The sequence below is a fragment of the Nocardia concava NBRC 100430 genome (assembly GCF_000308815.1).
In the GTDB taxonomy this organism is placed as follows: Bacteria; Actinomycetota; Actinomycetes; order Mycobacteriales; family Mycobacteriaceae; genus Nocardia; species Nocardia concava.
Genome location: NZ_BAFX01000031.1, coordinates 21,723 through 47,135, shown reverse-complemented (window position 1 = coordinate 47,135; position 25,413 = coordinate 21,723). Strand labels below are relative to the sequence as shown.

26 protein-coding genes are annotated in these 25,413 nt (G+C 68.5%); 13 read left to right on the top strand and 13 right to left on the bottom strand.

Annotated elements, in window-relative coordinates; genetic code table 11:
• Positions 1 to 32: 32 nt before the first annotated feature.
• Entirely contained in the window at positions 33 to 803 is a 771-nt protein-coding gene (locus tag ON43_RS07400) for an SWIM zinc finger family protein (protein WP_040805126.1), read from the bottom strand.
• On the bottom strand, positions 800 to 3,625 hold the full coding sequence (locus ON43_RS07395) for a DEAD/DEAH box helicase (protein ID WP_040805125.1): 2,826 nt from the start codon (positions 3,623 to 3,625) through the stop codon (positions 800 to 802). Before ON43_RS07395 ends, ON43_RS07400 begins: the two co-directional genes overlap by 4 nt.
• Before the next feature lie 334 nt (positions 3,626 to 3,959).
• On the opposite strand from ON43_RS07395, the gene ON43_RS07390 reads away from it, so the two are divergent.
• Together ON43_RS07390 and ON43_RS07385 are read left to right on the top strand one after the other, a co-directional pair.
• On the top strand, positions 3,960 to 4,322 hold the full coding sequence (locus tag ON43_RS07390) for a hypothetical protein (protein WP_040805124.1): 363 nt from the start codon (positions 3,960 to 3,962) through the stop codon (positions 4,320 to 4,322).
• A 94-nt stretch (positions 4,323 to 4,416) separates the two neighbouring features.
• Complete coding sequence (locus tag ON43_RS07385; RefSeq protein WP_051178093.1) at positions 4,417 to 5,124, top strand: HNH endonuclease family protein; 708 nt, start codon at positions 4,417 to 4,419, stop codon at positions 5,122 to 5,124.
• Here the strand turns inward: ON43_RS07385 and ON43_RS42250 are convergent.
• Complete coding sequence (locus ON43_RS42250; protein ID WP_083913221.1) at positions 5,065 to 5,718, bottom strand: TetR/AcrR family transcriptional regulator; 654 nt, start codon at positions 5,716 to 5,718, stop codon at positions 5,065 to 5,067. The genes ON43_RS07385 and ON43_RS42250 overlap by 60 nt on opposite strands.
• Before the next feature lie 18 nt (positions 5,719 to 5,736).
• On the opposite strand from ON43_RS42250, the gene ON43_RS44680 reads away from it, so the two are divergent.
• Positions 5,737 to 6,435, top strand: coding sequence for a class I SAM-dependent methyltransferase (locus ON43_RS44680; RefSeq protein WP_157513942.1), 699 nt, complete (start codon positions 5,737 to 5,739; stop codon positions 6,433 to 6,435).
• Positions 6,436 to 6,444: 9 nt separating this feature from the next.
• Here the strand turns inward: ON43_RS44680 and ON43_RS07370 are convergent, their stop codons facing one another.
• The 3 genes from ON43_RS07370 to ON43_RS07360 all read right to left on the bottom strand — a co-directional run bounded on the left by ON43_RS07370 (position 6,445) and on the right by ON43_RS07360 (position 9,157).
• Complete coding sequence (locus ON43_RS07370; RefSeq protein WP_040805154.1) at positions 6,445 to 7,266, bottom strand: sulfurtransferase; 822 nt, start codon at positions 7,264 to 7,266, stop codon at positions 6,445 to 6,447.
• Between the two features lie 60 nt (positions 7,267 to 7,326).
• The gene (locus ON43_RS07365; protein ID WP_040805123.1) at positions 7,327 to 8,535 is read right to left on the bottom strand and encodes a benzoate/H(+) symporter BenE family transporter; all 1,209 of its coding nucleotides are present in this window, start codon (positions 8,533 to 8,535) and stop codon (positions 7,327 to 7,329) included.
• Positions 8,536 to 8,632: 97 nt separating this feature from the next.
• Complete coding sequence (locus ON43_RS07360; protein ID WP_040805152.1) at positions 8,633 to 9,157, bottom strand: Lrp/AsnC family transcriptional regulator; 525 nt, start codon at positions 9,155 to 9,157, stop codon at positions 8,633 to 8,635.
• A gap of 179 nt (positions 9,158 to 9,336) precedes the next feature.
• Between ON43_RS07360 and pdhA the strand changes: the two genes are divergently transcribed.
• From pdhA to ON43_RS07345, 3 genes are read left to right on the top strand one after another with little or no spacing between them, the layout of a single operon-like run.
• The gene (pdhA, locus tag ON43_RS07355; RefSeq protein ID WP_040805122.1) at positions 9,337 to 10,416 is read left to right on the top strand and encodes a pyruvate dehydrogenase (acetyl-transferring) E1 component subunit alpha; all 1,080 of its coding nucleotides are present in this window, start codon (positions 9,337 to 9,339) and stop codon (positions 10,414 to 10,416) included.
• Positions 10,413 to 11,396: an alpha-ketoacid dehydrogenase subunit beta gene (locus ON43_RS07350; protein ID WP_040805121.1), complete on the top strand. Its 984-nt coding sequence runs from the start codon at positions 10,413 to 10,415 to the stop codon at positions 11,394 to 11,396. The genes pdhA and ON43_RS07350 overlap by 4 nt, the downstream gene beginning before the upstream one ends.
• 9 nt (positions 11,397 to 11,405) lie before the next feature.
• Entirely contained in the window at positions 11,406 to 12,866 is a 1,461-nt protein-coding gene (locus ON43_RS07345; RefSeq protein ID WP_051178088.1) for a dihydrolipoamide acetyltransferase family protein, read from the top strand.
• 10 nt (positions 12,867 to 12,876) lie between these two features.
• On the opposite strand, the gene ON43_RS07340 is transcribed toward ON43_RS07345, so the two are convergent.
• Complete coding sequence (locus ON43_RS07340) at positions 12,877 to 13,317, bottom strand: acyl-CoA thioesterase (protein ID WP_040805119.1); 441 nt, start codon at positions 13,315 to 13,317, stop codon at positions 12,877 to 12,879.
• A gap of 42 nt (positions 13,318 to 13,359) precedes the next feature.
• A complete protein-coding gene (locus ON43_RS07335) occupies positions 13,360 to 14,316 on the bottom strand; it encodes an AraC family transcriptional regulator (RefSeq protein WP_040805118.1) in 957 nt (318 codons plus the stop codon).
• Positions 14,317 to 14,390: 74 nt separating this feature from the next.
• On the opposite strand from ON43_RS07335, the gene ON43_RS07330 reads away from it, so the two are divergent.
• Complete coding sequence (locus tag ON43_RS07330) at positions 14,391 to 15,248, top strand: NAD(P)H-binding protein (RefSeq protein WP_040805117.1); 858 nt, start codon at positions 14,391 to 14,393, stop codon at positions 15,246 to 15,248.
• A 138-nt stretch (positions 15,249 to 15,386) separates the two neighbouring features.
• Positions 15,387 to 16,748: an MFS transporter gene (locus ON43_RS07325; RefSeq protein WP_040805116.1), complete on the top strand. Its 1,362-nt coding sequence runs from the start codon at positions 15,387 to 15,389 to the stop codon at positions 16,746 to 16,748.
• Between the two features lie 11 nt (positions 16,749 to 16,759).
• On the opposite strand, the gene ON43_RS07320 is transcribed toward ON43_RS07325, so the two are convergent.
• Positions 16,760 to 17,245, bottom strand: a complete 486-nt coding sequence (locus ON43_RS07320; protein WP_245568498.1) for a MarR family winged helix-turn-helix transcriptional regulator — start codon at positions 17,243 to 17,245, stop codon at positions 16,760 to 16,762.
• Positions 17,246 to 17,355: 110 nt separating this feature from the next.
• On the opposite strand from ON43_RS07320, the gene ON43_RS07315 reads away from it, so the two are divergent.
• Positions 17,356 to 18,795, top strand: coding sequence for an MFS transporter (locus ON43_RS07315; protein WP_040805115.1), 1,440 nt, complete (start codon positions 17,356 to 17,358; stop codon positions 18,793 to 18,795).
• Positions 18,796 to 18,838: 43 nt separating this feature from the next.
• Here the strand turns inward: ON43_RS07315 and ON43_RS07310 are convergent, their stop codons facing one another.
• The 3 genes from ON43_RS07310 to ON43_RS07300 are packed head-to-tail and all read right to left on the bottom strand — an operon-like array spanning position 18,839 to position 20,746.
• Complete coding sequence (locus tag ON43_RS07310) at positions 18,839 to 19,477, bottom strand: Type 1 glutamine amidotransferase-like domain-containing protein (protein ID WP_040805112.1); 639 nt, start codon at positions 19,475 to 19,477, stop codon at positions 18,839 to 18,841.
• A gap of 4 nt (positions 19,478 to 19,481) precedes the next feature.
• On the bottom strand, positions 19,482 to 20,300 hold the full coding sequence (locus ON43_RS07305; RefSeq protein ID WP_040805110.1) for a maleylpyruvate isomerase family mycothiol-dependent enzyme: 819 nt from the start codon (positions 20,298 to 20,300) through the stop codon (positions 19,482 to 19,484).
• A complete protein-coding gene (locus tag ON43_RS07300; protein WP_040805108.1) occupies positions 20,297 to 20,746 on the bottom strand; it encodes an HIT family protein in 450 nt (149 codons plus the stop codon). Before ON43_RS07300 ends, ON43_RS07305 begins: the two co-directional genes overlap by 4 nt.
• Positions 20,747 to 21,072: 326 nt before the next feature.
• Between ON43_RS07300 and ON43_RS07295 the strand changes: the two genes are divergently transcribed.
• From ON43_RS07295 to ON43_RS07285, 3 genes are read left to right on the top strand one after another with little or no spacing between them, the layout of a single operon-like run.
• A complete protein-coding gene (locus ON43_RS07295; RefSeq protein WP_040805107.1) occupies positions 21,073 to 22,191 on the top strand; it encodes a Re/Si-specific NAD(P)(+) transhydrogenase subunit alpha in 1,119 nt (372 codons plus the stop codon).
• On the top strand, positions 22,191 to 22,508 hold the full coding sequence (locus tag ON43_RS07290; protein WP_040805106.1) for an NAD(P) transhydrogenase subunit alpha part 2: 318 nt from the start codon (positions 22,191 to 22,193) through the stop codon (positions 22,506 to 22,508). Before ON43_RS07295 ends, ON43_RS07290 begins: the two co-directional genes overlap by 1 nt.
• A 3-nt stretch (positions 22,509 to 22,511) precedes the next feature.
• On the top strand, positions 22,512 to 23,927 hold the full coding sequence (locus ON43_RS07285) for an NAD(P)(+) transhydrogenase (Re/Si-specific) subunit beta (protein WP_040805105.1): 1,416 nt from the start codon (positions 22,512 to 22,514) through the stop codon (positions 23,925 to 23,927).
• 71 nt (positions 23,928 to 23,998) lie between these two features.
• On the opposite strand, the gene ON43_RS07280 is transcribed toward ON43_RS07285, so the two are convergent.
• On the bottom strand, positions 23,999 to 24,703 hold the full coding sequence (locus ON43_RS07280; protein WP_040805104.1) for a polysaccharide deacetylase family protein: 705 nt from the start codon (positions 24,701 to 24,703) through the stop codon (positions 23,999 to 24,001).
• 60 nt (positions 24,704 to 24,763) lie between these two features.
• Here ON43_RS07280 and ON43_RS07275 point away from each other — a divergent pair, with 60 nt between their 5' ends.
• The gene (locus ON43_RS07275; protein ID WP_040805103.1) at positions 24,764 to 25,339 is read left to right on the top strand and encodes a TetR/AcrR family transcriptional regulator; all 576 of its coding nucleotides are present in this window, start codon (positions 24,764 to 24,766) and stop codon (positions 25,337 to 25,339) included.
• Positions 25,340 to 25,413: the final 74 nt, after the last annotated feature.

Genomic DNA, 25,413 nt, shown 5'->3' with positions numbered 1-25,413 from the left:
ATCCCGGCCAAAAGCATGCCGGGATGACGAGGCTACGTGTCGAGCGACCGGTAAAGCCCCCGGAGCTGGCGGAGGCCGGCGGCCACCTGCTGCTCGTCCTCGGCGGTCATGCGGAGGGCCTGGCGGAGCAGGACGGCGTCGAGATCGTCCGGGGCCGGGTGGAATTCGGGCTTGGGGAGTTTCGGGAGGGCGGTGTCGTTGCCGTAGAGGTCTGCGGTGTCCAACGCGGGGGCCTCGCGCTGGACGCTGCCGATGAGGTCGTCGAGTTCCACGCCGCGCAGGGTCAGCAGGTCGTTGGGGTGTTCGTCGAGGCGTTCGGCGATGACGTAGCAGATGGCGGCCACATGCTTGCACGGCCAGCCGGAATCCGGGCAGCTGCAGGAGAAGTCGAGCTCCGATGCGGTGGTGGGGAGCAGCAGCGGGCCGAGGGTCTGGGGCAAGGTCCCGGCCGCGATCTCACCGAGCATGCCGGGGGTGGCGCGGACCGTGCCCACCAGTTCGTCGAGGCGGTCGTCGCGCAGCTGGCGCATGGTGAGCACCGAGATGAACGGGCGCGGCTGGCTGCCTTGGACTTCCGCGCTCACCATGCCGGGCTCGAGGCGGTAGTTCACCACCTGGCCGGTGCGGGCGTAGGAGCGGCCGCGGGCCAGCCGCCCGGCGTCGGCGACGTGCTCGACGGCCTCCAGAAAGGCGCGGCCCCACCAGGTTCGGGCGAAGGCGGTGCCACGGCGGCTGCGCGCGGGAACGCCGCCGCGCACCGGGCGGCGCTTCCCGTACTCGCTGAAGTCGATGTAGTCGTTCATTCTCCGACCGCCTCCGATCCGAGCGCGAACAGGGCCCGCAGTTCCTCGTCGCCGAGTTCGGTGATCCAGTTCTCGCCGGTGCCGACGGTCAGATCCGCGAGCTGGCTCTTGCCCTTCAGCATGTCGTCCACCCGCTCCTCGATGGTGTCCACGCACACCAGCTTGCGGACCTGCACGTCGCGCCGCTGCCCGATGCGGAAGGCACGGTCGGTGGCCTGGTTCTCGACCGCCGGATTCCACCAGCGGTCCAGGTGCACAACGTGATTGGCGGCGGTCAGATTGAGTCCCGTGCCACCGGCCTTGAGCGACAACAGCATCAGCGGCGGACCGCTCTCCTCCTGGAAGCCGGTGACCATGGCGTCGCGGCGCTGCTTGCTCACACCGCCGTGCAGGAACGGCACCTCGGTGCCGAATCGCTCGGACAGGTACGGACCGATCAGATTCCCGAACTCGGCGAACTGGGTGAACAACAGCGCCCGCTCACCATCGGCGATCACCGATTCCAGGATGTCCTCCACCAGGCCGAGCTTCCCGGACCGGTGATGGCCGCGGCGCAGCACGCCGGAACCGTCATTGAGGAAGTGCGCGGGATGGTTGCACACCTGCTTGAGCCGGGTCAGCGCCGCCAGCACCGCGCCCTTGCGCTCCATCCCTTTGGCGGCCTTCAGCTTGGCCGACATATCGTCCAGCACGGCCTGATACAGCGCCGCCTGCTCCACGGTGAGGTTGGCCCGCACCGTCATCTCGATCTTCTCGGGCAGGTCGCTGATGACGGCGGGGTCGGTCTTCACGCGCCGCAGCACGAACGGCGAGGTGATGGCCCGCAGCCGGGTGATCGCGTTCTCGTCGTGCTCGCGTTCGATCGGCACCGCGAAGCGCGAGTGGAACTCCGACGCCTTCCCCAGCAGCTTCGGATTGGCGAAATCCAGGATCGACCGCAGCTCCTCCAGCCGGTTCTCCACCGGAGTTCCGGTGAGCGCCAGGCGATGTCGCGCCGGAACCAGCCGCGCCGCCCGGGACTGCCGAGTGGCGGCGTTCTTGATGTGCTGCGCCTCGTCGAGCGCGACCCGCTGCCACTGCTGCCGCTTCAGCTCCTCGACATCGCGAGCCAGCAGGGCGTACGTAGTGATCACCAGATCCGAATCCGCCACCACCGCATCGAATTTCGTGCCGCTGAGCCGACCGGCCCCGTGGTGCACCAGCACCCGCAGGTCCGGCGCGAAGCGCTCGGTCTCGCGCTGCCAGTTGCCGACCACCGACATCGGGCACACCAGCAAGGTAGGGCCGATGCCATCCGATTCACCTGCCGCAGCGGCCGTTTCACGCTCGTGCACCAGCAGCGCCAGCACCTGCACGGTCTTGCCGAGACCCATATCGTCGGCGAGGATCGCACCGCAGCCCAGCCTGCTCATGGTCGCCAGCCACGCCAGCCCGCGCTGCTGATACGGCCGCAGCTGCGCCTTCAACCCGACCGGGTCCGGCACCGGTTCGGTGTGCCGTTCGCCGTCGAAAAGCTCTGCGGCCCAACCGGTCGCGCTGACCTCTTCGAGCGGCACCCCGATCACCGGATGCGCGGACAGCTCCGCGAACAGCCCGCCAATGGTCGTCTCGGTCTCGTCGGTGCGCCCCGAGACGTAGTCGGCCGCGGCCGCCAGCATGCGGTGATCGGCCTGCACCCATTCCCCGCGCAGCCGCACCAGATCCGATTTCGCCTCCACCATGCGCGCCATCTCGGCGGCCGAGAGCACGGTGTCGCCCAGCGCCAGCTCCCACCGGAAGGACACCAAACCCTTGAGCCCCACGGCGGTTTCGGTGGCGGCCGGGCTCTCCACCTTCAGCTTCATGGCCGGCGCCGCCACCCGCCAGGCTCGCGGCAGCATGAGCCGCGCCCCGGTCTCGCGCAGCGCGGTGGCCCCGTGCGCGACCAGATCCAGCACCACCTCGGTGGGCAGGAACAGATCCATGCTGCGCGCATCGCCCGGCAGATCCCGCAGCCGCGGGTACGCCTGCTTGGCCGCCGCCAGCTTCTCCCCCGCGATCCGCATCAGCTGCGGATCACCCGGCAGCAGAACCGGTTGCGGCGCTTCACCTTCCGCGCGCAGGCACACCTCGAGCCGCCACAGCTCCCCCAGGTCCTCCCCGTCGGGTTCCAGCAGCCGCAACACCAGTTCCGGCTCGTCCGCGGTCAGACTGGTCCGCCAGTCCTCCAGCACCGCCGCCACCCGATGCGAACCCGTCTCCAGCGCGGTGGCCTCGAGCAGCGCGGTCAGCAAGGGATGCGGCACCGCTTCCTCGGCCTGTGCCGGGATCCGCATCCGCGCGATGGGATCGGCCAGTTCCGCGATCAGATTCTCGAGCAGCTCGGTCGGCTTACCCGCCACCTGCAAAGCCGCAGGCATGGCCACCGCCAACTCAGCCAGCCACGCGCGCTGCCGCTGCCCGCCGAGCAGCCGCCACCGCACCCACCATTCCCCATCATCACGCCGCACCTCCGGCACGATCCGGCCCGCCCGCACCCAACGGTCGATCCCGCGCGCCACGTGCCCGAGAAACCTGAGATCCCCCGCGACCTGCTGTGTCGGGAGCTCCTGCAACAACACCTTCGCGGCCGTCTCGGGAGCCAACGCGTGCGCCCTCACCTGCGTCTTCTCCGGTCCGTACGGCCCCACCACCATGACCTGGGCTTTATGCCGCCACTTTGCCGCCTGCACGATCGACCCCAGCGGATCCGGCACGCTCAGCGCGTCAATGGCCGCCACGGCATCGTCCGGATCGTGCCAGAGCACCAATCCCGACCCCGAAGACCACAGTCCGTGCAGCATCCGCCCATCCAACCAGCCCCCTCCGACAACCCCGGGCTACCCATCCCCGCAGCGGTCGGACCACCGTGCCGCCCCGATCCCGGACCGTCCCCTTGACGTGGGGTTTCAGGGGCGAAGCCCATGAGAGCCCCGGAGAGTCGGATGCCTCTTTATTTCTGTCCGGATACGGCACATACTGGATAAATCCGCAGGTCACCGCGTAGGTCGGTGTCGGCTGTGTCCAGTGCACAACCTTGTTGTTCCCGGACAGCGGCCTTGCGGGGCGCACCCGACAATCCATCCGCGACTCAATCCGGGGCCGTGGACCTTTCGAGACCGTAGGGAGGCCGTGCAGATGACGATTCTGCTCCAAGTGCTCGAGCAGAGCTTCACGCCCACCACTCCGTGGGAACGGCGGAAATTCACCTTCGTGGACACGACCAAGATCGTGGGGATGCGCCTGGACGGGCAGTCCGGGGTGTGGCTGGATCTGTCCCGGCCCGGCGAGTCGCAACGCCTCGCCCGCACCGCCGACCCTCGCGATTCCATCAGCTTCCTGCTCACCGTCTTCGCCAAGATCGCCGAATGCGAGGAGCGGGGCGGCTCCTGGCTCATCGGCCATGACGGCGCGCACGTGGATTCCATTGCGGCCACGCGCTTCCCGCCCCAGCTCTCGGAAACCGCAGCCGACGACCTGCTCGCCCACGCCTGGCTGTAGCCGGGAACCCGCAGCGAACTTCGCACCCCGGTCCGGGGGTGCGAAGTTCGCTTGACGGCACCTTCGGGCGGGAGGGCACGGTACACGTATCACCGTGTGGCCCAAGGACGGTAAACACCTTCTTTCCCTGCTCGGCTCCGTCGTCGTCCTGCTCGCGGTCCCGGGGTGCGAATCCATCGGGCAGGTGACACCGGCGCCGGGCAGTCCCACCCGCGCACAGCTCGAGCAGTTGCTGGCCGGGGTTCGGGTCGTGCCCAAGCGATCCAGACCCGGCGGTTACGAGCGCGGGTGTGGCAATGGTCAGGCGTGTGTGTTCGGGCCCGCGTGGACCGACGATCACGACGGGCCGGGCGGGCACGACGGGTGCGACAGCCGCAATGCCGTGTTGGCCAGGCAGCTCACGCAGGTGACCTTTCGGCGCGGTGACGAGTGCGTGGTGGTCGCGGGGGTGTTGAACGATACGTACACGGGGCAGCGCATCGCCTTCGAGCGGGGCGCGGCCAAGGCCGTGCAGATCGATCACGTGTATCCGCTGGCGGCCGCGTGGGATCTCGGCGCGTCCGGGTGGCCTCCGGCGCAGCGGGTGCGGTTCGCCAATGACGTCGACTACAACCTGCTGGCGGTGGACGGAAAGACCAACGAGGACAAGGGCGATCGCACACCGGGCGATTGGCTGCCACCCGCGCGGGCCGGTCACTGCTTCTACGCGGGCAAGTATCTGACGGCCGCCAGCCGCTACGGCCTACCGGTCACCGCCGCCGACCGCGATGCCCTCCGCCGGGTGGCCCGCGGCTGCCCATAGCCGCGCGAAGTGGCGGTAGGCCTGCTCGGCGGTGAGCTCCTGGCGCGGATCCATGACCGATTCCAGCAATCCGTAGAGCCCCCAGGACAGAAAAGTGACGGTGGTCGCGGCCTCGGCCGGGTCGAGGCGCGCCGCCAGGTGTTCGGTGAGCAGTTCGGCGTAGGTCTGCCGAATCGACCGCAGCACAGTGGCGTTCGACCGCTGGCCGACCAGCGGGCGATAAACGTCCGGATACTTGTCGACCAGGCGGAACAGGATCTCGATCGGCGCCAGCGGCGGCGGGTCGCCGTCGAAGCGGGCCAGCTGCGCCGAGATCTCGCCGCGCACATGCTCGAGGCAGCTGACCAGCAGCAGATCATCCTTGTCTCGGTAGTGCGCGTAGAAGGTGGACCGGCCGACATCGGCGCGATCGATGATGTCCTGCACCGTGATCCGCGCGTAGGCGCCCTCCTGCATCAGCTCGATGAGCGCGCGATGCAGGGCCATGCGGGTGCGGCGGATTCGGCGGTCCGAGGACGTTCCCGGACGGATTCCGTCCGAGTGTCCGGAAACGTACAGATCGCCGGATTGTGGCCCTGGCCTGGCGTTTTCCATTCTCCCATGATGGATCGCATGAACCGGAACAAGCAAGTGTCCAATATCGAATCCCGCCCCGTGGGCGCCCTCATCACCTGGCCGCGCCGCTACAACCTGCTCACCGACGTGTATCTACTGGGCCGGGGCGGCAAGCTGGTCCAGTATTTCGCCACCGCCAGCGGCATTCGCCCCGGGGACCGCGCCATCGACATCGGTTGCGGCCCCGGCAGACTCGCGAACGAGCTGGCTCGTCAGGCCGGTCCGCAGGGCCGGGTGACCGGCGTGGACGCGTCGGGGCCGATGATCGAGTACGCGACCGCGCACGCCGCACCGACCTGCACCTTCGAGCTGGTGCCGGCGCAATCCATCACCTATCCGGAGGCGTCCTTCGACGTGGCCACCTCGACCTTCGCGATGCACCACATTCCGGAGTCCGAGCGAAAGACCGCGCTGACCAACATCTTCCGCATCCTGCGGCCCGGCGGACGGCTGCTGCTTGCCGACACCCATCCCACCCGTGGACTGCGCGGAATGGCCATCAAGGCCATGGCACGCCTGGCCGCACACCGCGAGGGCAGCACGCAGGGCCACGGGCATGATCACGACGGCGACGTGCTGGCCACGGTGGATGTGCGCCGCTACCGCGATCTGCTCACCGAAATCGGCTTCACCGCACTCGAATTCCGCGAAGGCCCGTTCGCGACCGGCGTTCTCACCGCGGTGAAACCGAACTGAACAGGATCCTCAGGCGGGCCCGGCGCCGGTGGCGGCGGGGCGCTTCGGGTCGTTGGACCACTGCGACCAGGAGCCCGGGTAGAGCGCGGCCTCGATGCCCGCCACCGCCAGCGCCGCCACCTGGTGCGCGGCCGTCACACCCGAACCGCAGTACACCGCGACCGGTCCGGAGCCGAATCCCTCGAAGCGCGAACGCAATTCGTCGAGCGGCTTGAAATGACCGGTGGCGGTGAGGTTCTCGGCGGTCGGCGCGCTCACCGCGCCCGGAATGTGGCCGGCGCGCGGATCGATCGGCTCGGTCTCGCCGCGGTAGCGCTCGCCCGCGCGGGCGTCCAGCAGCAGGCCCTGCCACCCGGCCGCGCCATCGGCGTCGACGGTCGGCATATTGCCCGGAGTGAGGACGACGTCGCCCGGCTCCGGGTCCGGTTCGTCGCCGGAAACCACCTTGCCCCCGGCCTTTTCCCACGCCGGCAGGCCGCCGTCGAGGATGCGGACATCGGCGACACCGGCCCAGCGCAGCAGCCACCAGGCCCGGGCGGCGGCCATGCCGCCGGTGGCGTCGTAGGCGACAACGGTGTCGCCGCCGGACACACCCCAGCTGCGCGCGCACTTCTGCAGGTGCGCCAGCTCCGGCAGGGGGTGGCGGCCCTTGGCTGCCGACGGCGGATCGGCGAGTTCGGTCTCCAGGTCCACGAACACGGCGCCGGGAATGTGCCCGTCCAGATAGTGCTGCGGCCCATCGGGATCCCCGAGCGCCCACCGCACATCCAGCAGTCGCACCCGGCTCCCGCCCGCGCCCAGCAGCTCCTGAAGTTCCGCAACCGAGATCAGCACCGCGCTCAAGCCAACTCCTCTTCGCCGATTCACCGCATGAAGCCGAACCACCTCACATTAGCCAGCCTGCGGCCGGAGGAACCACCGGACCACCAGACCGGCGGTGAGCGCCCAGAAGGCCGCGCCGATACCGAGCAGGGAGATACCGGAGGCGGCCACCAGGAAAGTGAGGGCGGCGGCAGAGCGATGGGTCGCGGGAGTGAGGGCTGCGGTCAGAGCACCTGCGAGAGTCGCGATAAGGGCAAGTCCCGCAACGGTTTCCAGCACGCCCTTGGGCGCGGCGGCCACCAGCATGACCAATGCGCCCGAGGCCAGGGCGAGGATCAAGTACGCGAAGCCCGCCGTGCAGGCCGCGATCCAGCGTCGTTTCGGATCCGGATGGGCGGACGGAGCCGCGGACAGGGCGGCGCTGATGGCGGCCAGATTGATCGCATGCCCACCCGCGACGGCCCCGAGCATGGTGCCGATCCCGGTGACGGTCATGGCGGCCCGCCACGGCACCTGATAGTCGAAGGTCTTCATCACCGCGGTGCCCGGAATGTTCTGCGCCGCCATGGTGACGATGTAGAGCGGGATGGCGACGCCGATCATGGCCTGCCAACTCCAGTGCGGCACAGTCCATTCCACATTCGGCACCATGGCCGACACGTCGAGGTGCCGATGCGTCACCGCGATATCGATGCCCGCGCCGACGGCCGCCACGGCGAAGGCCGCCAGCACCGACCAGCGCGGGGCATACCGCTGCAGCACCAGCCAGGTGGCGATGACCGGCACCACCACCGCCGGGCTCACCGGCAGCGCCTTCACCGGCGCGAGGCACATGGGCAGCAGCACCCCGGCCAGCATGGCCTGCGCGATCTCCACCGGAATCGCCGCGATCAGCGCGCCGAGGCGCTGCCAGAATCCGGTCAGCACGATCAGCGCCCCCGCCACCGCGAACGCGCCCACCGCCGCGGGCCAGCCGCCGGTGACCGCGCCCGTGCTGGCCAGCAGCGCCGCGCCGGGCGTGGACCAGGCCAGTGTGATGGGCATCCGATACCGCCGGCTCAGCACGATCATGCCGACGGCCTGGGTGACGCAGACCGCCAGCAGGCCGGACGCCGCCTGCGCCGAGGTGGCGCCCATGGCGGTCAGACCGGCCAGTACCACCGCGAACGAGCTGGTGAATCCGACCAGGGCGGTGACGATTCCGGCCCCGATCGGCTGGCCGAGACCCACCCCGCGCGGGGTCTCGACCTCCGGAGTGACGGTGACGCTGGTGCTCATCGGGTCATCGTCCCGGTCCAGTCGCCTTGAGGTCAGCGGCCAATCCCCCGAAACTGGACTGAAATTCGCCTTCGGGAACCGGCCGCCAGCCGTCTCGTCAGACCGGGTCCGACTCCGGCACGGCCCGGGATCCGTTCGCGGCGAGGCGATCCAGCAGCGGCGCGACCCGCGGCCCGACCAGCGACCGCATGACCAGCGCCATATTCGTCCGCTCGACGCCCGGAATCTTCAGGATGCGCCCGGTCAGCCGATACAGATCATCGGCGTCGGTGGCGACCACCCGCACGGTCAGATCGGTCGGCCCGGTCATCCCGCACACCTCGGTGACCTCCGGGATCTCGGCCAGTTCGGCAACAACCGGGTCGAGCCGATGCTGGTCCACGACCACCGCGACGAAGGCTGCCAACGGGTAGCCCAGCGCCCGCGGGGAGACCCGGCGCTCGAAGCTGTCCAGGACCCCGGCGGCCTCCCAGCGAGCCAGTCTGGCCTGCACGGTATTGCGCGAGAGGCCCAGGCGCGCGGCCAGTTCGACACCCGTGGCACGCGGGTTGGCCACCAACTCCAGCAACAGCCGGGCATCGGTGGCGTCCAGCGGGGCAGAAATGGGCTCCCTGCTGCTCATGGGGATCAGTATGACACCCGCGACCGGCCACCGATCGGGCATTCTGCACAGTTCGGCGCGCCCTACTTGCGCAGATCGCCAGCCGGAGGATGCTGTGTGGTACAGGACACACAACGGTTGCTCGAGGGACACAATCCCGAAGCGATGACGGTGTAACCCGGTGTCAGGAGGCGATATCCATGCCCGAGAAGAACACCTACCCGGTGCAGCTCGTACAGCCCGACGGTTCCCGCGTCCACGATCGCGTGCACGCCCCGCTGGTCGCCGATATCGACGGTGAACGCCTGCGCGCCATGTATTCCGACATGGTGGTGGCCCGCCGCATCGATACCGAGGCCACCGCCCTGCAACGCCAGGGCCAGCTCGGACTCTGGCCCCCATTGCTCGGTCAGGAGGCCGCCCAGATCGGTTCGGCCCACGCCCTGCATCCAGACGACTACGTGTTCTGCAGCTACCGCGAGGCGGGTGTCGCCTTCTGCCGCGGTGTCGCACCCGAGGATCTGACCCGACTCTGGCGGGGCGCGGCGCATTCCTGCTGGGACGCCGACGCGGTCAAGATGACCAATCCGGCGATCGTCGTCGGCGCGCAGGGGCTGCACGCCACCGGCTATGCCTACGCGGCGCATCTGGAGGGCTCCGAGATCGCGACCATCGCCTACTTCGGCGACGGCGCGACCAGTCAGGGCGATATCGCCGAGGCGCTCGGTTTCGCGGCCGGCTGGTCCGCACCGGTGGTGTTCTTCTGCCAGAACAACCATTGGGCCATCAGCGAACCCGTGCGGGTGCAGAGCGCGACGCCCATCGCCCGCCGCGCGCTCGGCTACGGCATTCCCGGCATCCAGGTCGACGGCAATGACGCGCTGGCCGTGCTGGCGGTGACCCGGCAGGCCATCCAGCACGCCCGCGCCGGCGGCGGGCCCAGTTTCATCGAGGCCATCACCTACCGGATGGGCCCGCACACCACCGCCGACGATCCCACCCGCTACCGCACCGACGCGGAGCTGGAGCTGTGGCGGCGACGCGATCCCATCGACCGATTCCAGCGGCTGCTCGAGCGAGAGAAACTGTGGGACAGCGCCTTCGAGGCCGCGGTGACCGAACGCGCCGACGACGTCGCCACCCGGCTGCGCGGCGCCACGCTCACCATGCCGGACCCGGACCCCTCCGAACTGTTCGACCACGTGTACGCCACCCCGCATCGGCTGATCGAGGAGGAACGCCGCGAGTACACCGCCTATCTGGAGGGAGTCGGACAATGAAGACCACCTTCGCGGGAGCCATCAACTTCGGACTGCGCCGGGCGCTCGAGGACGATCCCAAGGTCGTGCTCATGGGTGAGGACATCGGCCGCCTGGGCGGGGTCTTCCGGGTCACCGACACGCTGCAGAAGGATTTCGGCAACAACCGCGTCATCGATACTCCGCTGGCCGAATCCGGAATCATCGGAACGGCTTTCGGAATGGCATTGCGGGGCCTGCGGCCGGTGTGTGAAATCCAGTTCGACGGATTCGTGTATCCGGCATTCGACCAGATTGTCTCGCAGGTCGCGAAAATCCACTTCCGCACCCGCGGAAAGGTGGTCGCGCCCATCACCATTCGCATTCCGTTCGGCGGTGGCATCGGATCGGTGGAGCACCACTCGGAATCCCCGGAGGCGTATTTCGCGCACACCGCGGGACTGCGGGTGGTGTCGCCGAGCAATCCGGCCGACGCGTATCTGATGATCCGCCAGGCCATCGCGCTCGACGATCCGGTCGTCTTCTTCGAGCCGAAACGCCGGTACTGGGACAAGACCGAGGTGGACTTCGAGCGGCTGGACCGGGACGGCGGATTGGCCCTGGACCAGGCCCGGGTGTGCGCGAGCGGGGAAGACGCCACCATCGTCGCTTATGGCGGCACCGTGGCCACCGCGCTCACCGCCGCCGATATCGCGGCGTCGGAAGGACATTCGATCGAGGTGATCGATCTGCGCAGCCTCTCGCCGATCGATTTCGACACCATCGAAACCTCGGTGCGGAAAACCGGGCGGCTGATCGTGGTGCACGAGGCCCCCGTATTCGCCGGGCTGGGAGCGGAAATCGCGGCACGCATCACCGAACGCTGCTTCTACCAATTGGAATCGCCGGTATTGCGCGTCGGTGGCTTCGACATCCCCTACCCCCCGGCTAAACTCGAGCGGCATCACCTGCCCGACCCCGACCGCATTCTCGCCGCGGTCGATCGCACGCTCGCCGCCTGATTTGCCTTGATGCAGGCAGCCCTTTTGCACGGAGGAAGCCCGGTGGAAGATCAGCAGCAGGTCCAGGAATTCCGTTTGCCCGATCTCGGTGAGGGATTGGCGGACGCCGAATTGGTGTCGTGGTCGGTCGCGGTGGGCGACACGGTGGCCCTGAACCAGGTCATCGCCGAGGTCGAGACCGCGAAGGCGCAAGTGGCGCTGCCGAGCCCGTACGCGGGCACGGTCCTGGAACTGCTGGCCCAGCCGGGCGACACCGTGCCGGTCGGCGCACCGCTGATCCGGGTGGGCACCGCCGCACCCGCCGGTGCCGCCGCCCCTGCTGCTTCCGCCGGTGCGGCCACCGCGGCACCGGCCGAGCGGCAGTCGGTACTGGTCGGGTACGGGCCCGACAGCGAGCCGGTGTCCCGGCGGGCTCGCGCGGCGGCGAAAACGGCTGACGCACCGGCCAATTCCGGCGGTCGCGCCATGGGTTCGGACGGCCCGGAAGGGCTGGGGAGTTCCGCCCCCGCCGGACGTCCTTCCGCCACCCCGGCCGCGCGAAAGCTCGCGCGGGAGATCGGGATCGATCTGTCCGCCGTCATCGGGACCGGGCCCCAGGGCGCGGTCACCGTGGACGATCTACACGGAATGCGCCCGGAATCCCTTGCCGCCGGGCATATTCCGATCCACACCCCGCCGCCGCCCGCCGCCCTGGCGGCGCTGCCCACGACGCATCCCGCGCCGGAGGTGCCGCCCATGCACCCGACCGGCGGCCGCACCGCGCCCGTCGAACGCGAGACGCGCACGCCGATCAGCGGCATCCGCAAGCGCACGGCCGCGGCCATGGTGGCCAGCGCCCAGCACATTCCGCAGGCCAGCGCCTTCGTGACCACGGATTTCACGGCGTCCATGGAGCTGCTCGAGCATCTGCGGGCCACGCCCAGCTTCACCGGGCTGACCCTGACGCCGCTGTCGCTGGTCGCGCGGGCCACCCTGGCCGCCCTCACCGAGTTCCCGGACATCAATTCCTGCTGGGACGAAGAGAACCAGCAGATCATCACCAAGCACTACGTGAATCTCGGTTTCGCGGTCGCGACCGAGCGCGGGCTGCTGGTGCCGAATCTCAAAGAGGCGCAGGGGTTCACGCTGCGCGATATCTGCCTGGAGATCGCCGGGGCCGCCGCCAAGGCGCGCGCCGGGACGGCCACGCCCGCGGATCTCACCGGCGGCACCTTCACCCTCACCAATGTGGGCGTGTTCGGCGTGGATGCCGGTGTGCCGCTGGTGAATCCGGGCGAGGGCGCCATCCTGTGCCTGGGCTCGATCCGCAAGCGCCCGTGGGTGCATCGCGACGAGCTGGCCGTGCGGTGGGTGACCACGCTGGGCCTCAGCTTCGACCACCGCATGATCGACGGTGAGCTGGGCTCCCGCTTCCTGGCGAGTGTGGCCGCGCTGCTGGAGGATCCGCTGACCCTGCTGGGCCGAGTCTAGCGCCCCGGGTCTAGTTCTCGGCCACGGCCGTCACGACGAGCGGCTCGGCGGCGGCACGGATGACGTCCGGGATCGGCACCGGCTTGCGGGTCACCTCGTCCACGTAGACGTGCACGAAGGTGCCGGTGGCGGCGATCTGCAGGCCGTCGCCGGTGTCGCGGAAGATCGCCAGCTCGTAGCTGATGCTCGACTTGCCCAAGCGGCCGATGCGGATTCCCACCTGGAGCTGGTCCGGGAAGCTCAGCGAATCCAGGAACTTGCAGGAGGTCTCGGCCACGATCCCGATGGCGGGCAGCTCCCGGATATCGGTACCGGTGGCATGAATCAGCCACGCGTTCACGGCCGTATCGAAGTACGAGTAGTACGTCACGTTGTTGACGTGCCCGTAGTGGTCGTTGTCGGCCCAACGTGTCGGCACCGGCCACAGCACCGGGTATCCAGATTCCTGCATGCCGCGACCATAACGCGACCGGTTGCGCCCAGCGCCGACCGGTCAGGCCGAACGCTCGTCCGGGGTGGCGCGATGGTCGCGCGGGCTGATGCCGTAGTGGCGTTTGAAGGCCGTGGACAGGGCGAAGGCGCTGCCGTAGCCGACCCGGCGGGCGATCGACTCCAGGGTGGCGTCGGATTCGTGCAGCAGATCCGCGGCCAGGGCGAGGCGCCAATCGGTGAGGAAGGACATCGGCGGTTCGCCGACCAGTTCGGTGAAGCGGCGGGCCAGCGCGGCGCGGGAGACGCCGACCTCGGCGGCCAGCGAGGCGACCGTCCACGGATGGGCCGGATTGTGCTGCATGAGGCGCAGGGCCTTGCCGACCAGCGGATCACCGTAGGCGTGGTACCAGGCGGGGGCGTCGGCCCGGGAGAACCAGGCGCGCAGTGCGGCGATCAGCAGCAGATCCAATAGTCGATCCAGCATGGCGCCCTGGGCGGGCAGGTCCTTGGCGGACTCGTCGACCAGCAGATCCAGCACCCGCGCATCGATTTCGCCGCGGCCGAGCACCGCGATCGGCGGCAGCGCGCGCAGCAGGCGACGGCTGGCCGCCGACTCGTTCTCGTAGGTACCGGTGACCAGCACGGTCTCGGCATCGGCGGCGGTGCCCCAGTTGCGCACGCCCAGACTCAATGCCTCGCACAGCACTTCGCCGTCCATGGTGGTGGTGATATTGCCCGGTTCGATGAGCACCTGCGGCTCGGTCGCCGGATCGTCGGCCACCGTGTAGTGGTCGGGCCCCCGGAAGATCGCGATATCCCCCGTGCGCAGCTGCCGCGGCGGAGTCGGCTTGCCGCCCTTGGGGTCCGGAACCACCCAGCCGCCGCCGCGCACCACGGCCACCAGCGTCAGCGGGGCCTCGTCCCGGATGCGCAGGGACCAGGGCGGGTCGAACGACGAGCGCATGACGAACGCCGCTCGCGCGCGTGGTCCTTCGAGCAGACTGGCCAACGCATCCATACCGAAGACGATTGCAAATGCCCGGGCGCTTCTCAACCATGTTCCTGCGGGCCGTATCCCGGTGTACTCGATACATGATCATCGAAAACGCTTCCAACAGCGAAAACACCGTTCTCGTCCTGGGTTCGACCGGAAAGACCGGAGGCCGGGTGGCCGCCCTGCTGAGCGCGCGCGGGGTGCCGGTGCGGTCCGGTTCGCGCTCGGCCGCAATCCCGTTCGACTGGACCGACCGCGGCACCTGGGCCGCCGCGCTGGCCGGCGTCGACGCCGTGTACCTGTCCTATCAGCCCGATCTGGCAGTGGCCGGCGCACCGGCGGACATCAAGGCGTTCAGCACCACGGCCCGGGCGGCCGGGGTGCGCAAGATCGTGTTGCTGTCCGGTCGCGGGGAGCCTGAGGCGCTGGAATGCGAAGCGATCGTGCGGGATTCGGGCCTGACCTGGACGGTCGTGCGCTGCGCCTGGTTCGCGCAGAACTTCAGCGAGGGCGCCTTCACCGATTTCATCCGCGGCGGCGAGTTGGCGCTGCCCACGGGGGACACTCCGGAACCCTTCGTGCACGCGGACGATATCGCCGAGGTGGCGGTGGCCGCGCTGCTCGATGACCGGCACGCCGGTGAGGTGTACGAGCTGACCGGTCCGCGCGCGCTGTCCTTCGCCGAGGCGGTGGCCGAGATCGCCGCGGCGGCCGGGCGCGAGATCGCCTTCATCCCGCTCACCCGAACCGATTTCGTGGCCGCGCTGACCTCCTACGGCGTGCCCACCGACGAGGTCAGCCTGCTCGACTACATGTTCGCGACCGTGCTCGACGGGCGCAATTCACATGTCACCGACGGGGTGCGCCGCGCGCTCGGACGCGAGGCGCGCGACTTTGCCGAGTATGCGCGCGAGGCGGCGGATTCCGGGGTCTGGGCGGTCGCGCCGGTCGCGTAACTTGTCGGTGCCCGCGCCTAGAATGGGTATCAAACAGGTTGTACAGCAAAGAATTCGGATCACAGCCCGAAGCGTCGACGAGGCCGCGAAGGGATGAAAGACGGGGAGTTGCCGGGTGCACCCGGTAGCGTCGTATCGATGGCCGCTACGACGCCCGCTCCCCGGATCCGGAAGGCGCGAACGGCACTGTTCGCGGTGTTCGGCCTCAACGGGATGCTCTCCGCAGTCTGGATCGTGCACATCCCCGCCGTCACCGCGCGCACCCACGTCACGCCCACCACCCTGGGCATGCTGATCCTGCTCATGGCGGCCTGCGCCATCGCCGGCATGCAGGCCGCCGGCCCCCTCGCGGACCGCTTCGGCAGCCGCACCCTCACCGCCGTCGCCGCCACCCTCCTCTCCCTGGCCCTCCTCGGCCCCGCCTACGCCACCTCACCCCTCACCCTCGCTCTGGCCCTGTGCGCCTTCGGTTTCGGCAACGGCGCGATCGACGTCTCCATGAACGCCCAGGCCGTCCACATCGAGCGCGAATACCCCCGCCCCATCATGTCCGCCTTCCACGCCTTCTTCTCCTGCGGCGGCTTCCTCGGCTCCGCCTACGGCGCCACCACCCAACACACCCACTGGCCCATCCACCTCACCTTCGCCCTCGCCAGCGCCTTCGGCCTGGCGACAGTCGCCATCGCGATCCCGCGACTGCTCCCCCACACCGCTCCGGCGACCACCGCTACCCCCGACGAATCCGCGCCACTGGCCGGGGCCGCCGCCGGGATCGATCCCGCAGCGGCCCACCCTTTTCCGGCCGACCGCGATACTTCCATGGGGGATGCGGCCGCCCGCGCGGCGATCGACAGTGCGGGGAGGCCCGTGGCCGAACCCGCTGCCGCCACGCCCGATTCGTCCGAAGCACTCGGCAATACCCGGCGCATCGGGCGCATCGGGCGAAAAGTGCTGGCGCTCGGGCTGATCGCGTTCGCGCTGTTGATGGCGGAAGGCGTGGCGGCGGATTGGAGCGCGCTGCAGGTCCAGGGTCGGCTCGGGGTGGACGCGGGCACGGCGGCGCTGGCGTTCACAGGGTTCTCGCTCACTATGACGCTGGGGCGATTCGCGGCGGATCGGGTTAGCGGCCGGTACGGGCGGGTAGCGATCGTGCGCTGGGGAACACTGTTGGCCGCCATCGGATTCGGCCTGATCGTGAGCTCGGGGTGGCTGCCACTCACCCTGCTGGGTTGGACGCTGTGCGGCATCGGACTCTCGGGCGGCGTGCCCCAGGTCTTCACCGCCGCGGGCAATCTGGGGTCGGCCAAGGCGGCCACCGACATGTCACGGGTGTTCGGGCTCGGCTATGTCGGCCTGCTGGCGGGACCGGCGATCATCGGCTGGCTCGACAAGCTGGTGCCGCTCACCGCCGCGATGGCGGTGCCACTGTGCGCAATGCTGTTGTGCGCCTGGGGAGCCCGATCGGTCGCCGCCAATCCTCCGGCGGCCCGCGAGGGATAGGCCGCGGCCGATCAAGCGGTGCGCGGGCCGCGTTCCCGGGCGGTTGCGCCGAAGTCGCCGATGATTTCGGCGTGGTCGAGGAAGTCGTCGACCATGCGGTGGTTGAGGACGGCGAGGGCCTTCAGGTCCTCGGGGCTCCAATCGGCGAGGGCGTCGCGCATCCAGCCGCGCATGACCTGGCGGAAGGCCTCGACCGCGCGGCGGCCGGAGTCGGTGGGGCGCACCAGCTGTGCGCGGCGGTCGTCGGGGTCCGCGACCCGCTCGACGTAGCCGGTCTTCTCGAGGCGCTGGATCTGGCGGCTCACGTGCGGAGCCTCCACGTCGAGGCGGGTCGCGACCTCGCCCAGGCGCATCGGCTCGTCGGCGTCGGCGAGCAGTCGCAGCAGCGGCACGCTGGCCCGATCCATGGTCAATCCGCACTGGACCATGGCCTGGTCGTGGCGGCGCACACGGGTCAGCAGGTAGGCGACACGGGCCAGCGCGCGCTCGAGTTCCACGATGTGACCTGGGTCAACTTCGGTGGCGTTTGTGGCTTCCGGTCCCGGCATGTGGTTATCTTACGAAACCCATTTACTTAATTTTGGTAAGTAAGCCAAAGGATCACCGCATGACTACGACCGCTGTCGGTCAGGTCGCCGGGACCAAACCCGACGACCATTCCAAGGCCCACCTCGGCCTCACTCTGCTCGCGCTCTGTGCGGCAGGTCTGGTCGTGTCGCTGCAGCAGACCGTCGTGATTCCGCTGCTGCCGCGCTTCATCACCCAGCTGCACACCGATGTCGCCGGGGTCACCTGGCTGTTCACCGCCGCCCTGCTCTCCGGCGCGGTCGCCACTCCCCTGCTCTCCCGCTTCGGCGACATGTACGGCAAGAAGCCGATGGTCATGGTCGCCATGGGTGTGCTGATCGCCGGTTCGGTGGTCTGCGCCTTCGCCACCACGCTGCCGGTCTACATCTTCGGCCGCGCCCTGCAGGGCATCTCCTCGGCCATGATCCCGCTGGCCATCGGCATCATCCGCGACACCTTCCCGCGCGAAAGACTGGTCGGCGCAATCGGAATCGTGTCCGGCACCATGGGCGTCGGCGGCACCGTCGGCCTGCTGGCCACCGGCGTCATCGCCGACCACACCACCGACCCGCATCCGGTCTTCTGGCTGACCGCCGGCCTCGGCGTGCTCGCCACCGTGCTGATTCAGGTGAGCGCCAAGAACAATGGCGTCCGCCACGGCGGCAAGCCCGACTTCATCGGCGCGGCACTGCTCGCCGCCCTGCTGATCTGCCTGCTGCTGGGCATCAGCGAGGGCCCGCGCTGGGGCTGGGGCTCCGGATCGGTGCTCGGATTGTTCGGCGCCGCTGCCGTTCTGGCGGCCGTCTGGGTGTTCGTGGAACTGAAGGTCGAACAGCCGCTGGTGCGCCTGCAGCTGCTGGTCGGGCCGCAGTCGCTGTCGGCCAACGTGGCCTCGGCGCTGCTGGGCTTCTCGATGTTCGGCGCGTTCTCGCTGGTGTCCAACTTCATTCAGACCCCGGAGAAGGTGGTCGGCTACGGCCTGTCCGGCACCGTGCTCTCGGTCGGCCTCTACGGCATTCCGAGCGCGGCGCTCATGACGTTCTTCTCGTTCAATACCGGCCGCATCTCGGCCAAGATCGGACCTGCCTACACGCTGGCCATCGGTTCGGTGTTCGCCGGGCTGTCCATGGGGTGGCTGGCGCTGTCGCACGACCACGGTTACGACATGATCGTCGCGCAGATCCTGCAGGGCACCGGTTTCGGCATCGGCTACGCGGCGCTGGGCAGCCTCGCGGTGCAGCACGTGCCGATGAGCGAGAGCGGGATCGCCTCGGGCATCAACTCTCTGGTGCGGACCGCGGGCGGTTCGATCGCGGGCGCGATCACCGGCTCGATCCTGACCGCGCACGTGCTGAATCTCGGCGGGCACGCCTTCCCGACCGAGGGCGCGTACGTCGCCAGCTTCACGACGTTGGGAATCGGCGCGTTCGGCGCTGCCGCGGTCGCACTCGGCCACGGCATTCGCCACAAGGGGAATTGAACAACTCTCGTAACTCTCAGGGGCTTCGCCCCCGAACCCCCAACTACGTCAGAACTTCGGTGCGGTCGCCGTCGACCACTACCACGTGGTCGTCGGTGAGCGCCCAGTGCTCCACACCTGCTGCGGCGTACTCCCGCACCAGTTTTCGAGATAACCCGTCCGGATCGGTCGGGGAATCCAGGTGCGGGACGATGCGGCGGTCGACGAGACCCAGTCCGTCCCAGCGCGGTTCGACGCCGCAGACGGGGCGGACCTCGTTCGGATCGTCGATGGATTCGATGCCGTGCAGGTCGGGTTGCATGACGCAGGCGCCCGCGCTGTAGCCGCCGTAGACCAGGGCGTCCTCGGCCAGGAGCCTGGTCAGCGCGAGATCGGCTCCGCTGCGGGCCATTTGGGCGCGCAGTACGAAGGTGTTGCCGCCGCGCACCCAGACCATCGGGAACTCGCGCAGCCGCCGCTCTACCTCATCCGGGCGGTCGATGTACTCGCGCAGGTCGACCACCTCGGGCTGGAAGCCCAAGCGGCGCAGCGGAATCAGATCGCTGGTGACCGCGCTCTGCCAGGCCGCGGGCCAGCCGTCACAAGCGTTCGGGACGAGCGCCACCGGGCCCGGCGTGCCGACCAGCTCGAGCAGCCGGTTCTGGTGTGCGCCGAAGTGGTAGCTGGACAGGAACAGTCGCATGGGATCAGATCGTGAAGGCGAGGCTGCGGACCAGGCGATTGCCGAGGTCGGTGTCGCCGGTGACGGTGATCCGGTCGGCATGATCGTCGGCCGAGGTGCGGCCGCCGCGCAGGCGGGCATAGAGGCCGGAGTCGAGGGTGACCACGACCGTGGCCGGGGCGTCGAGGGTTTCGACGACAGCGGCCCGCCCGCCGTCGACCGCCACATTGATCCGCCCCGGCACCGGACCGGTCAGCTCGATGGTGATCCGTGAACCATCCGGCGCGCCCGCACCCTTGACCACCGCCTTGCCCAGTGCGGGCAGCAGTTCCGCGAAGGCCGCCCTCCCGCGCGATCCGCCCTCGTCGACGGAAACGCCCAGCGCATCGGCGATATCGTGCTCGTGCATCCAGCAGTCGAAGAGACGGATGCGCATGAACCGGCCGTAGGGGGCCATGCCCACCGGGGTCGGAACGAGTTCGGCCCAGGCCCCGGGGGTGGTCTGCTCGAGGGCCTTCAACCGGCGGCCGGTCACCTCCAGGAACCGTTCCAGCAGCTGCGAACCGGCGAGCGGGCGCAGCGAGTCGATCCACTTCTCGTTCAGCGCGCCGATGTCATTGCGAATGTGCACCCCGGCCACATCGATATCGGGGGTCGGCTCGCCCAGCAGCAGCGATTCGGTGCCGATCACGTGGGCGACCACGTCGAACACGGTCCAGCCGGGCAGCGGCGAGGCCGTGCGCCAGCGGTTTTCGTCCAGGCCGTCCACCAGCCGGGTAATGGCGTCCCACTGGTCGGATAAGAGGGCCGTGATCTCGGCGCGGTCGGGCACCGTGTCGGTCATGCGGTGGTCTCCCTTTCCTCATCGGCGAGCCGGTCCAGGCCGGATCGCAGGGCTGTGGCGGTGCGCTCGGTGTCGTGCGGGCGGCGCAGCACGAAACCCCTGGCGAAGCGCAGGAAATCGCCGTTGTGCCGCGGAATGACGTGCAGGTGCACGTGATGCACGGTCTGGAAGGCGGCCTTGCCGTCATTGATCAGCAGGTTCGCGCCGTGGGCGCCGAGTCCGGCGCGGCGCATGGATTTCGCCAGGCGATGGCCGAAGGAGAACAGCAGCGCGCCCACGGCCGGATCCAGTTCGTCCAGATCGGTGGCGTGCCGCTTGGGGATGACCAGCGTGTGACCCCGGGTGATGGGCCGGACGTCGAGGAACGCCAGCAGGGTGTCGTCCTCGTAGATCTTGGTCGCCGGCGCGTCACCCGCGACGATCCGGCAGAAGATGCAGCCACTCACCGTCCAGACATTACGGCGTACAAGTGATGTGCGACACCCCCTAGACGACCCCGACACGGCCACAACTGGATACACACCTACCGGTAAGTAGCAGCATGGAATAGTTCGTACTTGTCCACGACGGGACCCCGGCCGAGCATGGAGTTGTCCGGTTTTCTCGCCACACCATGTGATGGGCATCTCCGCTACGCTCACCGCGAACCAGGTACAGTTGCGAGAATTCTCACGAACTTACTATGGAGTAAGTTCGGCCCACCGTTGGACCGGTGACGCGGCCCGACCCGCCAGGGTGGTCCTGGGTTCACCACGAGAAGGAAGTTTGACAAGTGGACACAACGCAGAGCGCACAGACCGCTGCGCCCCGCGGTGCGACCGTCGGCGTGGTTCGTGAGACGAACCCGGACGAACGACGCGTCGCATTGGTGCCGAAGATCATTCCGGCCCTGTTGAAGCAGGGTGTGGAGGTGGTCGTCGAGGCCGGTGCCGGTCTGGGCGCATTGATTCCCGACGAGGCGTACACCGAAGCCGGTGCGACGCTTGGTGATCCGTGGTCCGCCGATGTGGTCGTGAAGGTCGCTCCGCCCAATGACGCCGAGATCGCCAAGCTGGCATCGGGTCAGACGCTGATCGGCTTCCTCGCGCCCCGCAACGCCGACAACAAGATCGGCGCGCTGAAGAGCGCGGGCGTGCAAGCCTTTGCGGTGGAATCGATTCCGCGTATTTCCCGCGCCCAGGTGATGGACGCGCTGTCCTCGCAGGCGAACGTGGCGGGCTACAAGGCCGTGCTGCTGGCCGCTAGCGAATCCACCCGATTCTTCCCCATGCTGACCACCGCCGCGGGCACCGTGAAGCCCGCCACCGTGCTGGTGCTCGGCGTGGGTGTGGCCGGTCTGCAGGCGCTGGCGACCGCCAAGCGTCTCGGCGGCCGGACCACCGGTTACGACGTGCGTCCCGAGGTCGCCGATCAGGTGCGGTCGGTGGGTGCGCAGTGGCTGGATCTGGGTATCGACGCCGCCGGTGAGGGCGGGTACGCCCGCGAGCTCACCGATGACGAAAAGGCCCAGCAGCAGCAGGCTTTGGAAGATGCCATCAAGGGTTTCGACGTGGTCGTGACGACCGCGCTCGTGCCCGGTCGCCCGGCCCCGCGCCTGGTGACCGCCGCCGCCGTGGAGGGCATGAAGCCCGGCAGCGTGATCGTGGACCTCGCCGGCGAGACCGGCGGTAACTGCGAATTGACCGAACCCGGTAAAACCGTTGTGCGCCATGGCGTCACCATCGCCTCGCCGCTGAACCTGCCGGCCACCATGCCGGAGCATGCCAGCGAGCTGTACTCCAAGAACATCGCCGCCCTGCTCGAACTCATGCTGAAAGACGGTGCGCTGGCACCGGATTTCGAGGATCAGGTGCTGGCGGATTCCTGCGTGACACGTGAGGTGGAAGCCTGATGTACACCGAATTGCTGGCGAATATCGCGATCCTGGTGCTGTCCGGGTTCGTCGGCTTCGCCGTGATCTCCAAGGTCCCCAATACCCTGCACACCCCGCTGATGTCGGGCACCAACGCCATTCACGGCATCGTGGTGCTGGGCGCGCTGGTGGTGTTCGGCAAGGTGTCGCACCCGTCGGTGCTGATGCAGATCATTCTGTTCGTGGCCGTGGTGTTCGGAACCCTGAACGTCATCGGTGGTTTCGTGGTGACCGACCGCATGCTGGGCATGTTCAAGGCCAAGAAGCCCGCTGCGAGCGAGAAGGCGGGCAAGTAAGCCATGGACAATCTGGTCAATATTCTCTACATCGTCGCGTTCGCGCTGTTCATCTACGGTCTGATGGGCCTGACCGGTCCCAAGACCGCGGTGCGCGGCAACCTGATCGCGGCCGTCGGCATGGTGATCGCGGTCGTCGCGACGCTGATCTCCATCCGTGACACCAGCAACTGGATCATCATCGTCGCGGGCCTGGTCGTCGGTGTGGCACTGGGTGTTCCGCCCGCACGCTTCACCAAGATGACCGCCATGCCGCAGCTGGTCGCCGCGTTCAACGGCGTCGGCGGTGGCACCGTGGCGCTCATCGCCTGGGCCGAATTCATCGACACCAAGGGCTTTTCCAACGTTCACGAGCAGCCGTCGGTGCACATCGTCATCGGCTCGCTGTTCGCCGCGATCATCGGCTCCATCTCCTTCTGGGGCTCGATCATCGCCTTCGCCAAGCTGCAGGAACTGCTATCGGGCCGCCCGATCAGCGTCGGCAAACTGCAACAGCCACTCAACCTGCTGCTGCTGGCCGGAGCCATCGCCGCGGCCGTGGTGATCGGCATCGGCGCCACCAATGACGGTGTGCCGCAGTACTGGATGATCGCGCTGCTGGTGCTCGCGGGCATCCTCGGCCTGATGGTGGTGCTGCCCATCGGTGGCGCGGACATGCCCGTGGTCATCTCGCTGCTCAACGCCCTCACCGGTTTGTCGGCTGCCGCAGCAGGTTTGGCGTTGAACAACACCGCCATGATCGTGGCGGGCATGATCGTCGGCGCGTCCGGCACCATCCTGACCAACCTGATGGCCAAGGCCATGAACCGCTCCATTCCGGCCATCGTCGCGGGCGGATTCGGTGGTGGCGCAGCGGCTCCCGGCGCTTCCGGCGGCGGCGAGCAGAAGCAGGCCAAGGCAACCTCGGCCGCGGACGCCGCGATCCAGATGGCCTACGCCAACCAGGTCATCGTGGTCCCCGGCTACGGCATGGCCGTCGCCCAGGCCCAGCACGCGGTCAAGGAGATGGCGGCCCTGCTCGAGGCCAAGGGCGTCGAGGTCAAGTACGCCATCCACCCGGTTGCCGGTCGTATGCCCGGCCACATGAACGTGCTGCTGGCCGAGGCCGAGGTGTCCTACGACGCCATGAAGGAAATGGACGACATCAACGGCGAATTCGCCCGCACTGATGTCGCCCTGGTCATCGGCGCCAACGACGTCACCAACCCGGCCGCCCGCGAGGACGCCTCGTCCCCGATCTACGGCATGCCGGTCCTCAACGTCGACCAGGCCAAGTCGGTCATCGTCCTGAAGCGTTCGATGAACTCCGGCTTCGCCGGCATCGACAACCCGCTGTTCTACGCCGACCACACCTCCATGCTGTTCGGCGACGCCAAGAAGTCCGTCGGTGCCGTCACCGAGGAACTGAAGGCGCTGTAAGCGGTCGTCAACGACAAAGGCCCGTGTCCGAAAAGGACACGGGCCTTTGCCTTTTCAAGACATCTCCGCACCTACTGCGCGAGCAGCTGGGACACCGTGACGAAGCGGTAGCCCTGATCCTTCAGCCCCTGCGCGATGCGCGGGATCGCGGCGAGGGAGGGTGCGCCGGTCGCATACATGGTGTGCAGCAGGATGATCGAGCCCGGGCGCACCTTCTGGAGGGTCTCGGTCACGATTTCGTCGGTGGTGGGGGTCTTGCCGGAATCGGGTTCGACGTCCCAGGTGACCGTGGTGCGGTTGTGGCTGGACAGGTATCGGGGCAGGGCGAAGAGCTTCTTGCCGTTCGGCGGGCGGAAGGTGATCGGGCCCGTGTAGCCGGTTTTCGCGATCTCGGCGTCGGTGCGTTCGACCTCGTCGCGCACGAAGCCCGGCGTCACGAAGATCATGCGCTCATGGTGGTAGGTGTGGTTGCCGATCTCGTTGCCGGATTCGGCGATGGCGCGGCCCTGGTCCGGATGGGCGGCCAGCTCGCTGCCGATGAGGTAGAAGGTGGCCGGAATACCTGCGTCGGCAAGGGTTTTCAGGATTTCGGGGGTGCGGTCGGTGGGGCCGTCGTCGAGGGTGAGGGCGACGATCTTCTCCGAGGTGTCCACGCGCGGGACGATCCGGCCTGCCACCTGGTAGGTGCGCGAGTTCATCAGCACGTACAGACCGACACAGCTCAGCACCAGCAGCACCAGCGCGAGCGCGCCGCCGACCAGCAGCTTGCGTTTCATGGGAGCGATTATCGCCGAGGGTTATTGACCTCAAGGTCCAGAATGGCTACGGTCGTACTCATGGGCAGGCCACGCAACTTCGACGCGGACACCGTGGTGGAGCGCGCGATGGAGGCGTTCTGGACCTACGGGTACGCGAATACCTCGCCCGCGCAGCTGGCCGAATGCACCGGGATCGGAAAAGGCAGTCTCTACAACGCCTTCGGCAGCAAGCGGGAGTTGTTCGACCTATGCATGGCACGGTATGACCGGATGGGCACCGACCTCGCCCGGGAAGTGTTGTCCCAGCCCGGAACCACGCGCGAGCGGCTGCAAGCCTGGATGCGCTGGGTCGTGGACAGCGACCTGGCGCAGCCGGTACCGCGCGGATGCATGGTGGTGAACACCGCAGCCGAACTCGGCGGGCACGATCCTGCGGCCACCAAAGCGGTGGCAGCGGCCCACGCGCACATGACCGAGGTGCTCGCCGAGCGCATCGAACAGGGCAAGCGCGACGGCGACATCCGGCCCGAGATCGATGCCCGCGCCTACGGCGAGTACCTGATGAATGCGATCGGCGGCCTTCGCGTATCGGCGCGGATCTCGGATGCCGCGACGCTGTACCGGATCGTCGACACCACCCTGTCCACCCTCTGAATACCTTCTCCCCCTTGTGAATCGGGCCGCATCCGGCGGCCCTTTTCTTTAACCCAGTTTTTGACCCACAGTTC